The organism is Streptomyces sp. NPDC001744 (assembly GCF_042892575.1).
In the GTDB taxonomy this organism is placed as follows: domain Bacteria; phylum Actinomycetota; class Actinomycetes; order Streptomycetales; family Streptomycetaceae; genus Streptomyces.
This window is the reverse complement of the sequence record NZ_JBIAUG010000029.1, coordinates 64,987-78,704: the sequence shown is the minus strand read 5'-3', so window position 1 is coordinate 78,704 and position 13,718 is coordinate 64,987. Positions and strand designations below refer to the sequence as shown.

Sequence of the window (13,718 nt, the reverse complement as noted above, 5' to 3'; positions counted from 1 at the left end):
CCGGGGGGCGGGGGGGGGGGGCCGGGTTTCCCCCCCCCCCCCCCCCCCCCCCCCCCCCCCCCCCCCCCCCCCCCCCCCCCCCCCCCCCCCCCCCCCCCCCCGCGCCCCCCCCCCCCCCCCCCCCCCCCCGCCCCCCGCGGCGCCTTTTCCTTTTGCGGGGGAGGGGTTCCGGAGCGGAAATACGGAAATGAAAGTGCCGGTCCTTGCTGCCGCTCCCACTTCCCCTCCGCAGGTGTGTCGAACTCTATTCTTCAGGCATGAAGATTCTCTTGAGCGGAACCGCGTCGGATTCCCATACGTGGAATCTCGTGTACCTCGGGCTCTTCCTGGAGGAGCTGGGGTACGAGGTCGTCGGGCTCGGTCCCTGTGCGGACGCCGACCTCATCGCCGCCGCCTGTCTGCGGCACGCCCCCGACGCGGTGGTGCTCAGCAGCGTCAACGGCCACGGCTACCGCGACGGCCTCGCCGCCGTCCGCCGGCTGCGCGCCGAACCCGCCCTCGCCGCCCTGCCCGTGGTGCTCGGGGGGAAGCTCGGCGTCGCCGGCCACCGCCAGGAGGCGGACGTCGCGCGTCTGCTCGCGGCGGGCTGCGACGCCGTCCTCGGCGAGGACCTGGACGCCCTGCGCGGCTTCCTCGCCGGACCGCGCCGGGAAGTCGCCGGATCGCGCCGGGAGGTCGCCGGACCGCACCGAGGGGTCGCCGGGCCGCACCGGAAGACCGCCGGTTCCCGCGGGGAGGTGCGGGTTTGACCGCCTCCGTCCCCTCCTTCGGGACGTTCGTCGCGAACTCCGCCGCCGCCGGCCGGCTCGTCGTCCAGCCCCGCATGGGCTTCGGCGACCCGGGCCGGATGAGGGACGGGCTCGAACGGACGCGGGCCGCCACCGCCCACACCGCGGGCACCCTGACCGTCGACAGCTACACCCGCGTCGGCGACCTCGCCGCCGCCCGCGCCGCCGTGGCCGAGGGAGCCCCCCTCAACGGCTACCCGATCGCCACCCACGGGCCCGCCACCACCCGCGCCCTCCTCGAAGGGCTCCACGACGAGGACTTCCCGGTCCAGGTCCGGCACGGCTCCGCCCGGCCCGGGGCCATCGTCCGGGCCCTCGCCGCGGCCGGCCTGACCGCCACGGAGGGCGGCCCCGTCTCGTACTGCCTGCCCTACGGCCGCACCCCCCTGCGGGAGTCCGTCGAGGCATGGGCCCGCGCCTGCGAACTGCTCGCCGGCACGGCCCGCCCCGGCACCACCCCCCACCTGGAGAGCTTCGGCGGCTGCCTGCTCGGCCAGCTCTGCCCGCCGGGCCTGCTGGTCGCGACCAGCGTCCTGGAGTGCCTGTTCTTCGCCCAGCACGGGCTGCGCAGCGTCTCCCTGAGCTACGCCCAGCAGACCGACCCCGGCCAGGACGAGGAGGCCGTACGGGCCCTGCGCCGCCTCGCCGCCGAGTTCCTGCCCGCCGGCGTCGAGCACCACGTCGTCCTCTACACGTACATGGGCGTCTTCCCCCGCACCGAACGCGGCGCCACCCGCCTCCTGGAGGCGTCCGCCCGCCTCGCCGTGCGCTCCGGCGCGGGACGGCTGATCGTCAAGACCGCCGCCGAGGCGCACCGCATCCCCACCGTCGAGGAGAACGTCCGCGCCCTGGAGACCGCCGCCGCGGCCGCCGCGCTCGCCGGACCCCCCGCGCCCGACCCCGCGGCGGACGCGGACGGGGAGGCGTGCGGCGAGGTGTACGAGGAGGCGCGCACCCTGGTCGAGACCGTCCTCGATCTCCACCCCGACCTGTCCCGCGCCCTGCCGGCGGCCTTCGCCCGGGGGCTCCTCGACGTCCCGTTCTGCCTCCACCCCGACAACCCCGGCCGCTCGCGCGGCTTCATCGACTCGGCGGGCCGGCTCCGGTGGGCCCGTACCGGCGCCATGCCGATCCCCGCCGACCCGGCCGCCGACGCCGTCCCCCTCACGGCGGACGGCCTGCTCGCCTCCCTCCGCCACGTCTCCGACCGCCACGACGGAGAGCGGCGGCCGGGGGACGACGGGGGAGGGGGCGGCGACCGGGGCCGCCCGAGGACCGCCCCGCTCACCGTCTGACCGCCCGCCGCCCGGCTTCCCGCCACGACCTCTCTCCGGCGGACCCGGCCGTCCCCCCGGGGGACCCGCCCGAACACCCGCCCCGTCCGTCCCCACCCACCACGAACAGGAGCCCCGCCATGGACCAGCCCCTTCCCGCCGGCACGCCGGCCGCGCCGGCCACCCCGCCCCCGCTCGGCGAACACCTCCGCTCACCGCGGCTGAGGTCCGCCATGCTCGTCCAGCAGGAAGTCCTCAGAGCCGCCCGCGACTTCCTGTACGGCGAGGGGTTCACCGAACTCCTGCCGCCGCTCGTCGGCCCCGTCACCGACCCCGGCGGCCGGGGCGCCAAGGCGCTGGACGTCGACTACTACGGACACCCCTACAAGCTGATGACCAGCGCCATCCTCTACAAGCAGGCGTCCCTGCACGGCTTCCCGAAGCTCTTCTACATCGCCCCCAACGTCCGCGTGGAGCCCGAGGAGACCGCCACCACCGGCCGCCACCTCGTCGAGTTCCACCAGATTGACGTGGAGGTCGCCGGCGCGAGCCGCGAGGACGTCCAGGAGATCGCCGCCGGCCTGCTCACCCACGTCACCGAACACGTCTGGACGGCCGTCCCCGAACTCCTCACCGGCCTCGGCCGGCGGGAGGGGGACTTCGCCGACGTCCGCGCGGGCAAGTACGACGTCCGCACCCACGAGGAGGCCGTGTCCCGCCTCCTCGCCTCCGGCCACCCGCAGAACCCCGACGGCGAGATCGACTGGACCGGCGAACGGCTCCTCTCCCTGGAGAGCGACCGCCCCTTCTTCGTCGACGACTACCCCAAGGGCTCCCGGGGCTTCTACGACCGCGAGGACCCCGAACGCCCCGGGGTCCTGCGCAACTTCGACCTGATCGCCCCGCACGGCTACGGCGAGCTGGTCTCCGGCAGCGAACGCGAGTCCGACTACGCCACCCTCGTCACCCGCATGCGGGAGAGCGGCGAGAACCCCGCCAAGTACGCCTGGTACCTCAAGGAGGCCCGCGAGGGCATCCCGGCCAGCGCCGGCTTCGGCATGGGGCTCCAGCGCCTGGTCCGCTTCCTCACCGGGCTCGACGCCCTCTGGCAGGTCAGCGCCTACCCGAAGCTCCCCGGGGCGGTGGCCCCGTGACCGCCCTCGGCGCCCCCGGATTCCCCGAGGCGTCCGTACGCGCCCGGGCCCGGCGCGGCACCGCGGAGGTCTTCCCCGACCCCGCCGCGTACGGCACGCGGCTCTTCGGACCGGGCGGTACGGCAGACGGCACGGGCATCGGCCACGGCTCCGGCGACGCCCTCGACCGGGCGCGCATCGTCCCGCCCGTCTTCATGCCCGAGCGCCTGGAGAAGCTCATCGACCTCGCCCGTGAACCGGAGTTCACCGACGTCGACCTCACCACGCGCACCGGGGGCTTCGCCGCCCGGCTGCCCCTCTACCTCTCCGCCTTCGGCTCCACCCGCGCCGGCAGCGGCGACCTCGCCGTCCACGCGAGCCGGCAGGCCGCCCGCCTCGGCATCCCCATGGTCATCGGGGAGAACATGGTCCCCGTCCACGGCTACCGCCGGGCCGGCGACGCCACCCGCTCCGCCCTGCTCACCCGCATCGAGGCGTACCTCGACGCCGCGCCCGACGGAACCGGCGGCATCGTCGTCCAGCAGTCCACCGAGGACGCCGACTCCGAAGTCTGGAACCTCCTCTACAGCGACCCCGCCACCCGCCCCCTCCTGGACACCGGCCGTCTCGCCTTCGAACTGAAGACCGGCCAGGGCGCCAAACCCGGGCTCGGCGGCATGACCGTCGTCGGCCGCGCCGAGGCCGAACGGCTCGCCCACCGCTTCACCGTCCGCGAGGTCTTCGGCCCCGACGGGGAACACCGGCTCCGCTGCGCCACCCCCGGCACCTTCACCGACGAGATCCTCCGCCAGCAACTCCGCTTCATGCGCAACAACTTCCCCAAGGCCCGCACCTGGGTGAAGTTCCACCCCGGCCGTGACATCGCCCACGCCGCCCGCACCGCCTGGGACGCCGGGGCGGACGCCGTCACCGTCGACGGGGCCGAGGGAGGCACCGGCTGGGCCCCGGGCGTCTTCCTCGACCAGGTCGGCCTGCCCCTCGGCGAATGCCTGCGCCGCGTCGGGCCCCCGGCCGGGTGCCTCCTCGCCGGCGGGGGGATGTGGGAGGGCGGGCGCGTCCTGCGCGCCCTCGCCCTCGGCGCCACCGCCGCCGGTCTCGGCCGGGCCGCCCTGCTCGCCGTCGACGAGGACCCCGAGCACGGCCTGGAACGCCTCGTCGAGAGCATCGCCCTCGAACTGCGCCTGCTGGTGAGCGCGCTGGGCAAGTACGCCGTCGCCGCGCTCGGCCCGGAGGACCTGTGGTGGCCCGAGGGGCATCCGTACGGCTCCCGCCCCGGGCACACCACCGGCCCGCCCGAGCCGGCCGGCCCCGACCGCGCCGGGGCGACGCCGTGACCGCGCGGCGGCCGCGCGGCGGCGGCCGCACGGTCCACGCCCGCTTCTCCGTACGGGAACTCCCCGGCATCGCCGTGACCGTCCCCGGCGAGGGGCCCGGCGGCCCGGACGGCCTCGCCGCCGCGGCCCGGCGGACCGCGCAGCGCGCCCTCGCGGAGGCGGGCCGGGGCCACCTCGGCGGCCGGGTCGAACTCCGCGCCCCGCGCTCCGCCGCCCGGTGCCCGCGCCGGCGGCGCGCGGTCCGCCGGGCCGCCGACCGCGCCGTGGCCCTCGCCGTCGCCGCGGGCCTCCGCGGCGACACCGCGGGCGTCCACGTCGCCGTCCGGCCGCCCGCCCCTCCCCGTACCGCCCCGCCCCGGACGGCTTGCGGACCGCCCTGACCCGGGTCCGTCCCGCCCGCCCGGGTTCCCGGGCCGCTCCGGACCCGGACCGTCACCGATCCCGGGCGGTCCCGCCCCGTCCTCCGACCGCGCCCGTCCCCGAGCCCCTTCGGGCCCGCCCCGTACGCCCGCCCGCTTCCGCGACCCCGACGCGCCCCCGACGACAGAAAGCCGACCCCATGGGAACGACGACCCCCGCCCCTCCCGGCCCCCAGCCCTCCGTCGACTGGCCGCGCGTCAGCAGCCTCGTCGTCGGACAGGCCGCCGTCCAGGCGGGCAGCTTCGCCCTCCTGATCGCCATGAGCTGGACCGCGGTCCAGCTCGGCGGCCGCGGTGCCGTCACGGCGGTCACCCTCGCCGCCACCCTCCCGCGCGCCCTGCTGCTCCTCTTCGGCGGCGCCCTCACGGACGTGCTCGGCCCCCGCGCGGTCCTGCTCCGCGCGACCGGTGTCCGCGTCGCCGTCCTCGCGGCCGGGGCGTTCGTCACCGCCACCACCGAAAGCCTGTGGCCGCTGGTCGCCCTCGCCCTCGCCGACGGCGTCCTGCTCGGCCTCACGGGCCCGGCCTCCGGGGTCCTGCTGCCCCGCCTCGCCTCCCCCGAGCAGCTCGGCCGCGCCAACTCCCTCTTCTCGATGGTGCTGCGCCTGGCGCCCATCGCCGGATCGCCGCTCGGCGCCTGGCTCGTCGTCGCCGGGGGCATCCCCGGAGCCGTCGCGGCCTCCGCCGTCGGCTGTGCCGTCTGGCTGGGGTGCGCCGCCCACGTGACCCGCGGCATGACCCGCCCCGAACGCCCCCCGCAGGGGCCCTCCCTGCTCTCCCGGAGCGGCGACGGGTTCCGCCTCCTGGCCGCCCACCCGCGCCTGCGGTGGATGTTCGTCGCCTGCTTCTGCATGGACCTGGCGTTCCTGTGGCCCGCCGAGGTCGCGCTGCCCCTGCGCGCCACCGACCGGGGCTGGGGCGTCGGCGCCGTGGCCATGGTCCTGGTCGCCTTCGGCGCCGGCGCGCTCGCCTCCGCCGCTCTCGGCGCGCTCCTCGCCCACCGCATCCCGGCCCACGCCAAACTGGTGGTGACCGGAACCGGCCTCGCGGCCGGCATGGCGGCCATGGCGCTCGTCCCCACCGCCCCCGTGCTCGCCGCCACGGCCGGCGCCGTCGGCCTCCTGTCCGGACTCAACGCCCCCGCCCTCGTCACCGCCTACCAACAGGCCGTCCCCGAAGGCCGGATGGGCGCCGCGATGTCCACCTTCACGCTCTCCGGCATCGGCGCGGCACCCCTCTCCCTGGCCCTCTTCACCCCCGTCTCGCTGCACCTCGGGGTGACCGGGACCTGGCTGCTCTGCGCGGGCCTCGCCCTCCTGTCCCCGATCGCCGCGGCCGTCGCCCTGCGCGGCGGCGGTACGGACCCGGCCGCTCCGCGCGCCGGAGCCCGTGCCCGTACCGCACCGGAGATCACCGCCACTTCCGTGTGAGGCAGACATGATCCGACCGGTTCTTCCGTCCCCGCCCGCCCTGCCCCCGCCCGCCCCTCCTCCGGGGGGTCCGCTGGCCCCGGCAGCGCTGCCGCCCCTCACCGGGGTGCTCCCCGAACCGTCCGCGCTCCGGCCGGCGCGTCCGGAGCTGTGGCTGGTGGCCACCGAGGTCCACCAGGAGGCCGTCGGCCGGTACGGCTCCCTCGTCCTGGACGGGACGGAGCTGGCCCGTGCCGAGGAGTTCCGCCGGCCCGCCGACCGGGCCACCTACCTGTGCGCGCACGCGGGGCTGCGCCGCCTGCTCGGCGCCCGCCTGGGGATCGCGCCCCGGGCCGTGTCGGTGGCCCGCGCGCCCTGCCCCTGCTGCGGCGAGCCGCACGGCCGTCCCGTACTGCCCGGCGGGCGCCTGCACTTCTCGCTCTCGCACTGCGAGGGGCTGAGCCTGATCGCCCTCGCCTCCACCCCGGTCGGGGTGGACATCGAGCGCGTGCCGCCGCCGCACACGGCCGAGGAGGCCGAGGAGGTGCTCCACCCGGCGGAGTCGGCGGAGCTCGCCGTCCTCGCCCCGGCCCGCCGCCCCGGCGCGTTCACCCGGGTGTGGACGAGGAAGGAGGCGTACCTCAAGGGGCTCGGGACCGGACTCGGCGCCGACCCGTCGGCCGACTACGTGGGTGCCGGACCGGTCCCCGCCGCCCCGGCGGGATGGTTCCTCGCCGACGTGCTCGTCCCGGACGGCCACCGGGCGGCGGTGGCCGTGCGCCTGTGACGGCCGGGACCGTTCCGCCGCCCGGCGGGCGGGACGCCTTCGCACGCGGCGGCGGGGCCGCGTGCGAAGGCGCCGGAGGGCCGTCAGCTGGCGCGGTTGTAGATCGCGGTGCCGGGGCAGGCGGTGTAGCCGAGACGGGCGCCGCAGCCGGAGTACTGGCCGGAGCCGTTCGACCACGTCCAGCCGCCGATGGTGCGGCCGTTCAGCCAGGTGTACTGGCCGACGTAGTTGGCGTCGTACGTGCGCAGGCTCCAGTGCACGTGGGCCCCGGTCGCGGAACCGCCGGCACAGGTGTCGGTGCCGATGCTGCCGAGCAGGGCGCTGCGGGAGATCGCCGTCCCGTTGTAGTAGGTCGTGTTCCGCATGTGGTAGTAGTCCGTGGAGAAGCCGCCGGGGTGGATCACCCGGGTCCAGCCGCCGCCGGCGCCGCACATCGAGGTCGCCGTGCCCTCGCGGGACGAACGGACCAGACCGCTGGCGTTGCCGCCGGCGAAGTCGAGGGCGCTCCAGTAGCCGGTCGCGCCGTCGTGCGCGTGCGGGCCGCCGGTCAGGGTCATGTAGTAGTCGGGCATCCAGGGCAGCAGCAGTCCGTTGGTGTTGGCCTGGGCCCCGGCCGGCGACAGCTGCGGCGTCGTCCTGCGCTCGGCGTACGCCGTCATGGTCCGCCGTTCCGCCGCGCCGACCAGCGGGGACCGGGCCACGTGGTCGGCGAACTCGCGGTCGCCCTCGAGGCCCGCGACCCAGCGTCCGTCCTCGCGGTGGGCGAGGTAGAGCCAGCCCTCGGGCGCGCCGTGCCGCGTGCGGGACGCCTCGACGTAGGCGACGCCGCGGGCCCAGTCGCCCGCGACGGCGCGCACGTCGACGACCACCTCGCGGCCCTCGGCGGCGAGCTTGCCGACGGCGGCGGCCGGAGCGAGGCCCCTGGCGTCGTGGAACCGGGAGAGGACGTCCGCGGAGACGGCGTCCACCAGCGCCCCGCGCTCGGTGCCGAGGCGGCCGGCGACGGAGGCCGGCATCTTCACGGTGACACCGGCGGACGGTGAACCGGCGGCGACGGCCGGGCGCGTGGGCGAACTTCCGGGGGTCGCCGGCGCCGACGGCGCGACGGCGAGCAGCCCGGTGACGGCGAGTGCGGTGACGGTGATTCTCGCGGAGAGACCGGAGAACATGGGCGGTACCCCTTTTCTTCGGGTTTCCTTCGGGTTTCCTTCGGGTTTTCTTCGGATTTCCTTCGGGTCTCGTGCTTCGTACGGGTCGCGTGCGGGCTTGCGGCGGAGTGCCCGCGGGGCGGGCGGCGGGGGCGGGTGTCCGGCGCGGACGCGGTCACCGTGGGCGGGCATCCGGCCGCTCCGTCCCGTGGCCCGGGCGCGTCGGTGTCGGGGATCTCCGGGAAGGCGTGTGGCCGGGAACGGCGGCCACCGGTCCGGGCGGTTCCGGGGAGAGGGTGCGAAGCACGTCCGCGCGTCGACCCGCTCCCCTCCCCTTTGACATGTACCTGCAAGAGTGTGGCGTCCCTGGTCAACGCGCGTCAACCACGTCGGAGCGCCGTCATTTGTCGGCCCAATGACGCCGGGGCGAAGGCCGTTCCGGAGGCGGTGGGGGGCGGGGCGTCCGGGGCCGGTCAGGGGCTGTCGCCGGGGTGATGGACGCTCAGGTCGCCGTGGGCCGCCAGGGCGGCGGCCGGGTCACCGGGTTCGTGCCGCAGCGTCGAGTCCAGGAAGGCGAGGGTGATCGCGGCCACGACGCGCGGACTCCCGGCGCGGCCCCGGGAGCCGACCACCGAGGGCACGGGCGGCAGGTACAGGGGGCCGTCCATGAAGGTGAGGTGCGTGGTGCCGGGGACGGTGAGCCGGTAGCTCGTCGCGGTGCCGGCCGCGAGGGCCCGGGTGAGGCGGGGCAGGTAACGCGGGTCGGTTTCGGGCGTGATGGCCTGGGTGAGCGCGAGCACCGGCCGGCGCAGGGCGGGGGAGAGGGGCCCGTGGGGGTAGCCGTCCAGGTCGACGACGGCGTCGAAGCGGCCGTCCTGCCGGGCCGCCTGCAGGGCGGCGGCCCCGCCCATGGAGTGGCCGGTGACCGCGACCCGGCCGGTGTCCAGGCGCCCGGCCGGCGGACCGGCGGTCCCGTCGCGGTCCAGCCGTTCCAGCCGGGTGAGGACGAAGGAGAGGTCGGCGGCCCGGACGGCCGTCCAGGCGGCCGCGGCCCTGTCGTCCTCCTCCCGGTCCCCGGTGGAGGCGGTCCTGGAGCGGATCGTCCGGCCGTCGGCGAGGACGACGGCCGAGGAGTCGTACGGGTGGTCGAGGGCGGCGACCACGTAGCCGTGGCTGGCCAGTTCCTCCGCCCAGGCGGTGTTCTGGGTGCGCACCCCGCCCGCCCCGGGGGAGAACAGCACGACCGGGAACCGTTCGTTCCCCCCGGCCGCCGGGGCGTCGAAGACCGAACGGGTGCGGGCGCGCGGGACGCCGTCGACCAGGAAGCCCGGCAGGCCGACCCCACGGGCCAGGGCCTCGGAAACGATGCGCGCCTCGTGCTCCGTGCGGCCGAGGTACTGGGCCCGCGGCGCGTTCGCGGGGCTCTTCCGCGCGGGGTACCAGAGCTGGACCACGACCGTGCGCCGGTCGTGCGGATCGGCGGTGAAGGTCTCGGGGCGGCCCGGGTCGGTCCACTGCAGCACACGGGTGCCGACCGCGAAACGGCCCGACGGCTCGGGGAACACGGGCACGGGAAAGGCCCACGCGGCGACCGGGCCCGCGGCGATCAGGACGACGCAGGCCACCGATCCCGGCAACGCCACCCACCACCGGACCCGCCGCACCGGCCGGCCGGCGCGACGCCGCAGCAGGGGGGAGAGGGCGAACGGCAGCGCGACGGCGGCGCCCGCCAGGACGGGCAGCATCTGCCAGCGGATTCCCACCGCGCCCAGCACGAGCGCGGACGGCACGAGAACCGCCACCGCCGCGACCGTGACGCGCGGGCGGGCGGCGGGAGGGAGCCGACCTGCCACCACCAGCGCGACGGCGGCCGCCAGGACGAGGAGTTCCGGAGGGGACACGTACAGTCCCGCGATGATCTCGGTCACCCGGTCATCCTCCGGGCGGGACGCACGGCGCCGCATCGCCCCCGGGTCGCCACCGCGTACGACCGGAGTCGCCCTCCGGAGCGCGCCGCCGTACGACCGGAGTCGCATCCGGACTCCCGCCGGTGCGGCCGGAGCCGCCGGAGCCGCCGGACGCGCCGGGCGAACGGCCGCTCCGGCGCTTCTCCGGAGGCGGACGTCCGGGCCGCGTCCGGGCACGGAGGTCGCGCCCGACCCATAGCTTGGTCTAGACCAAGCCGGGTACGCTTTCGTCGCCGGTCCTGGCCTTCCCCGTGGCCATGGAGTCGTTGCTTGACATGCTCATGCCTGTCCTGCTCCTGGGCGGGCAGACGCGAACCCCCACGAAGGAGTCGTCATGAAGAGCAAGAAGACGCTGGCCGCCGTCATCGGCGCGGGGATCGCCCCGCTCCTGGCCGTGAGCCTGCCGGCCGGCGGCGCCAACGCGCACGGCTACATCTCCTCGCCCCCCAGCCGGCAGGCCCAGTGCGCGGCCGGCGTGGTCCCCTGCGGTTCCATCAAGTACGAACCGCAGAGCGTCGAGGGCCCCAAGGGCCTGATGAGCTGCAGCGGAGGGAACGCCGCCTTCGCCGAGCTCGACAACGACAGCAAGGGCTGGAAGGTCACCCCGGTCGGCCGGACGACCAGCTTCAACTGGCGGCTGACGGCACGCCACGCCACCAGTACCTGGCAGTACTACGCGGGCGGCCGGAAGATCGCGGAGTTCGACGACGGCGGCGCCCGGCCGGGCGCGACCGTCACCCACCAGGTGAACTTCGGCAGCCTGACCGGCCGGCAGAAGGTCCTGGCCGTGTGGAACATCGCGGACACCGCCAACGCCTTCTACGCCTGCGTGGACGTCAACGTGAGCTGACGCGGCGGCACCCGCCCGGCCCCGCCGGGCCGGAACGGCCCCACCGGGACCGGCCGGTGTCCCGGTGCCCGGAGCGGACGGCACGCAGTCCGCTCCGGGCACCTCCTCCCCACTCGGATGCCCGGATGCCCGGACGCCGGGACGACCGGACCCGGGCGCCTTCGGACGACCCCACGGAAGCACGCGTGAAAGGGCGGGTACGGCGGTGAAGAGAGTCGGCGAGCGAAACCCGCGCCCCCCTCGGGGGCCCGCTCCGGAGGGAACCGGGAACGGCGGACGGGTCACCCGGACGATCCGGTCCCTGACCCGCTGGGCCCGGAGGAGCGGTCCGGTCCTCCTCGGGGTCTGCGTGGGCGCGGTGTTCCTCTGCTTCGGAGTCCTCAAGTTCTTCCCCGAGGCCAGTCCCGCCGAGGGGGTGGCCGTCCGGACCGCGACGAAACTCACCTTCGGCCTGCTGCCTCCGGACGCGCTGCTGCGGACGCTGGCGGTGGCCGAGACGGCCATCGGCCTCGGCCTCGTCACGGGAGTGCTGCTCCGCGTGGCCCTGGCGGGGTTCTTCGCCCACATGACCGGCGTCTTCTCCGCGCTCCTGCTGCTCCCCGGGGAGATGTGGCAGGAGGGCGTGCCGGTCCCCACCCTGGAGGGCCAGTACGTCATCAAGAACGTCGCCCTGGTCGCGGCCTGCCTCGTGGTGGCGGCGGACGAACGGGGCCGACCGGCGCCGCGAGGACGCCCGGGGCGCCGGAGCGCGCGACGACGGCCCGCCCCGGACACCGCGACCCCCGCCGAACAGCCCGCGAACCGCCCTCCGTCCGGGAGGGACGGTCACGAGGACGCTGCCGTCACGACCGCCCGCCGGGCCTCCGGCCGTCGTCCCCCCACCAGCCGGGTCCACCGGCCGTCCCCTCGGAACGAGGTCCCGTGAACCGATACGCAACCGTCGCCCGCACCGCCGCCGTGACCCTGCTCGCCACCGGTCTCGCCACCGCCCCGGCGTCCGCCGCCCCCGCCGCCGGGGCGAAGGCCCGCGTCGGCGCCGACCGGACGACCCGCTCGATCGTCTTCACCGCCGCCGCGGGACAGGTCAACGACCTCCACGTGATCCCCATGGACCTCGGCGCCGGAGTCCGGCGGATCGGCTTCCGCGACGCGGTCCCGCTCACCCCCGGCGACCACTGCGCGTACCTCGAACCCGGGAACGACACCTTCGTCGTCTGCGAACTGCCCACCGGCGGCTCCCGGCCGGACAGGATCGACGTCTTCCTCGGCGACCGCGACGACACGATCGTCACCGGCGACCCCGCGGTCGCCACCGTCAGCGGCGGCCCCGGTGACGACACCCTGCACGCCCACACCGCGCACACGGTACGGGGCGACGCGGGCGACGACATGGTCATGGGGCGCGCGGTCCTGGACGGCGGCGACGGCGCCGACCACCTGATGGGCGACGAGGGCGACCAGCGGATGCGGGGCGGCCCGGGCGACGACGTGATCGAGGCGTACGAGGGCGCGGACGTCGTGCACGCCGGCCCGGGCGACGACCACGCCCTGGGCGGAGACGGCGACGACATCGTCCTCGGTGGTCCGGGCGACGACACCCTGGACGGCGGGGAAGGCGACGACCTGGTCGCCGGCGGTCCCGGGAGGGACGCCGCAGAAGGCGGCCCGGGCCGCGATGTCGTCCTGCGGTAGCCGCGCCCCCCCGGCGGTGGCCGTTCCTCCGGTTTCCCGGAGGAACAGCCGCGCGAAACCGGTCGGCGGGGCCTCGGCGGAAGAGCCCACCGCCCCGGCCGCCGGGTCCGCGCCTTCCGGCACGGCCGCTTCGCAACCGGTGGAAATCGCATTCGAGAAAAGCGTTTTATGCCTTGCTGCGGTTGCCTCCGTTCCGCCCGGACGAAGGAGGAAAGCGTGTTCACCGTGGAGGAAATACCGGAATTCCGCATCGCCTGCCTGAGGCGAACTGGTCCGTACGGGGAAGCCAACGGAAAGCAGATGGAAAGCCTCAAGTCCTGGGCCGCCGCGAACGGCCTGCTGCGCGCCGACTCCGCCGTCCTGGGCATCGCCCGCGACGACCCCGCCCGCACCCCGCCCCGCGACTGCCGCTACGACGCCTGCCTCGTGCTGCCCGAGGACGCCGAGGGCCGTCGCCCCGAGATCCTGGAGACCCGCCTCGCCGGCGGTCGCCACGCGGTCCTCACCACCGCGCACACCCCCGAGGGCCTCGCACACGCCTGGTCCGGCCTGTTCGACCGCCTCGCGGCCCAGGGCCTCACCCCCGACGCCACCCGCCCCGTCCTCGAACGGTACCGGCCCCGGCTGCTCGCCCGGCACTTGTGCGAACTCTGCGTCCCCGTCCTGTGATCCGGACCGCCGGTCGCGTCCACCGCTTCCGTGTCCGAAGGCAAGTGTGCGCCGAAAGCCAATGGTTGGACGCCCATCGCCAAGGAACTCCACCTCCCGAACCGCCACACTTGCGCAGGTGAGCGCGCCCCGCCGGTTTCCGGGAGGGACGCGCGATGTCCACGCCTCGTCCCACGGGAGGGTTCATGCGTCATCGCAGTCTGACGGCACTTGCCGGAGCCGCGCTA

Annotated in this window: 13 protein-coding genes; 11 read left to right on the top strand and 2 right to left on the bottom strand. The window is 76.1% G+C overall.

Going from position 1 to position 13,718, the window contains the following annotated elements; genetic code table 11:
- Window positions 1-257: 257 nt before the first annotated feature.
- From ACFYZY_RS27550 to ACFYZY_RS27520, 7 genes are all read left to right on the top strand, one after another.
- The gene (locus tag ACFYZY_RS27550; RefSeq protein WP_388699326.1) at window positions 258-749 is read left to right on the top strand and encodes a cobalamin B12-binding domain-containing protein; all 492 of its coding nucleotides are present in this window, start codon (window positions 258-260) and stop codon (window positions 747-749) included.
- Window positions 746-2,083: a methylaspartate mutase gene (locus ACFYZY_RS27545; RefSeq protein WP_388699323.1), complete on the top strand. Its 1,338-nt coding sequence runs from the start codon at window positions 746-748 to the stop codon at window positions 2,081-2,083. Before ACFYZY_RS27550 ends, ACFYZY_RS27545 begins: the two co-directional genes overlap by 4 nt.
- Before the next feature lie 119 nt (window positions 2,084-2,202).
- Complete coding sequence (locus ACFYZY_RS27540) at window positions 2,203-3,216, top strand: asparagine synthetase A (protein ID WP_388699321.1); 1,014 nt, start codon at window positions 2,203-2,205, stop codon at window positions 3,214-3,216.
- A complete protein-coding gene (locus ACFYZY_RS27535; RefSeq protein WP_388699319.1) occupies window positions 3,213-4,550 on the top strand; it encodes a glutamate synthase-related protein in 1,338 nt (445 codons plus the stop codon). The genes ACFYZY_RS27540 and ACFYZY_RS27535 overlap by 4 nt, the downstream gene beginning before the upstream one ends.
- Window positions 4,547-4,930, top strand: coding sequence for a hypothetical protein (locus tag ACFYZY_RS27530; RefSeq protein WP_388699316.1), 384 nt, complete (start codon window positions 4,547-4,549; stop codon window positions 4,928-4,930). The genes ACFYZY_RS27535 and ACFYZY_RS27530 overlap by 4 nt, the downstream gene beginning before the upstream one ends.
- A 179-nt stretch (window positions 4,931-5,109) precedes the next feature.
- The gene (locus tag ACFYZY_RS27525) at window positions 5,110-6,399 is read left to right on the top strand and encodes an MFS transporter (RefSeq protein ID WP_388699313.1); all 1,290 of its coding nucleotides are present in this window, start codon (window positions 5,110-5,112) and stop codon (window positions 6,397-6,399) included.
- Between the two features lie 7 nt (window positions 6,400-6,406).
- Complete coding sequence (locus ACFYZY_RS27520; RefSeq protein ID WP_388699310.1) at window positions 6,407-7,165, top strand: 4'-phosphopantetheinyl transferase family protein; 759 nt, start codon at window positions 6,407-6,409, stop codon at window positions 7,163-7,165.
- A gap of 83 nt (window positions 7,166-7,248) precedes the next feature.
- Here ACFYZY_RS27520 and ACFYZY_RS27515 read toward each other — a convergent pair whose 3' ends face one another.
- Together ACFYZY_RS27515 and ACFYZY_RS27510 are read right to left on the bottom strand one after the other, a co-directional pair.
- Entirely contained in the window at window positions 7,249-8,334 is a 1,086-nt protein-coding gene (locus ACFYZY_RS27515) for a M23 family peptidase (protein WP_388699307.1), read from the bottom strand.
- Window positions 8,335-8,786: 452 nt separating this feature from the next.
- Window positions 8,787-10,241, bottom strand: coding sequence for an alpha/beta hydrolase family protein (locus tag ACFYZY_RS27510; RefSeq protein ID WP_388699304.1), 1,455 nt, complete (start codon window positions 10,239-10,241; stop codon window positions 8,787-8,789).
- 373 nt (window positions 10,242-10,614) lie between these two features.
- Between ACFYZY_RS27510 and ACFYZY_RS27505 the strand changes: the two genes are divergently transcribed.
- The 4 genes from ACFYZY_RS27505 (at window position 10,615) to ACFYZY_RS27490 (ending at window position 13,491) form a co-directional block, all read left to right on the top strand.
- Window positions 10,615-11,130, top strand: coding sequence for a lytic polysaccharide monooxygenase auxiliary activity family 9 protein (locus ACFYZY_RS27505; RefSeq protein WP_388699301.1), 516 nt, complete (start codon window positions 10,615-10,617; stop codon window positions 11,128-11,130).
- Between the two features lie 349 nt (window positions 11,131-11,479).
- Complete coding sequence (locus ACFYZY_RS27500) at window positions 11,480-12,055, top strand: DUF417 domain-containing protein (protein WP_388699298.1); 576 nt, start codon at window positions 11,480-11,482, stop codon at window positions 12,053-12,055.
- Window positions 12,052-12,822, top strand: coding sequence for a calcium-binding protein (locus ACFYZY_RS27495; protein WP_388699295.1), 771 nt, complete (start codon window positions 12,052-12,054; stop codon window positions 12,820-12,822). Before ACFYZY_RS27500 ends, ACFYZY_RS27495 begins: the two co-directional genes overlap by 4 nt.
- A gap of 168 nt (window positions 12,823-12,990) precedes the next feature.
- Complete coding sequence (locus ACFYZY_RS27490) at window positions 12,991-13,491, top strand: GyrI-like domain-containing protein (protein WP_388699292.1); 501 nt, start codon at window positions 12,991-12,993, stop codon at window positions 13,489-13,491.
- Window positions 13,492-13,718 lie beyond the last annotated feature (227 nt).

Bases quoted from the DNA above. Each gene is read 5' to 3' on its own strand.
- ACFYZY_RS27515 (WP_388699307.1), bottom strand. From the start codon at position 8,334: ATGTTCTCCGGTCTCTCCGCGAGAATCACCGTCACCGCACTCGCCGTC.
- ACFYZY_RS27550 (WP_388699326.1), top strand. From the start codon at position 258: ATGAAGATTCTCTTGAGCGGAACCGCGTCGGATTCCCATACGTGGAAT.
- ACFYZY_RS27540 (WP_388699321.1), top strand. From the start codon at position 2,203: ATGGACCAGCCCCTTCCCGCCGGCACGCCGGCCGCGCCGGCCACCCCG.
- ACFYZY_RS27505 (WP_388699301.1), top strand. From the start codon at position 10,615: ATGAAGAGCAAGAAGACGCTGGCCGCCGTCATCGGCGCGGGGATCGCC.
- ACFYZY_RS27525 (WP_388699313.1), top strand. From the start codon at position 5,110: ATGGGAACGACGACCCCCGCCCCTCCCGGCCCCCAGCCCTCCGTCGAC.
- ACFYZY_RS27520 (WP_388699310.1), top strand. From the start codon at position 6,407: ATGATCCGACCGGTTCTTCCGTCCCCGCCCGCCCTGCCCCCGCCCGCC.
- ACFYZY_RS27490 (WP_388699292.1), top strand. From the start codon at position 12,991: ATGCCTTGCTGCGGTTGCCTCCGTTCCGCCCGGACGAAGGAGGAAAGC.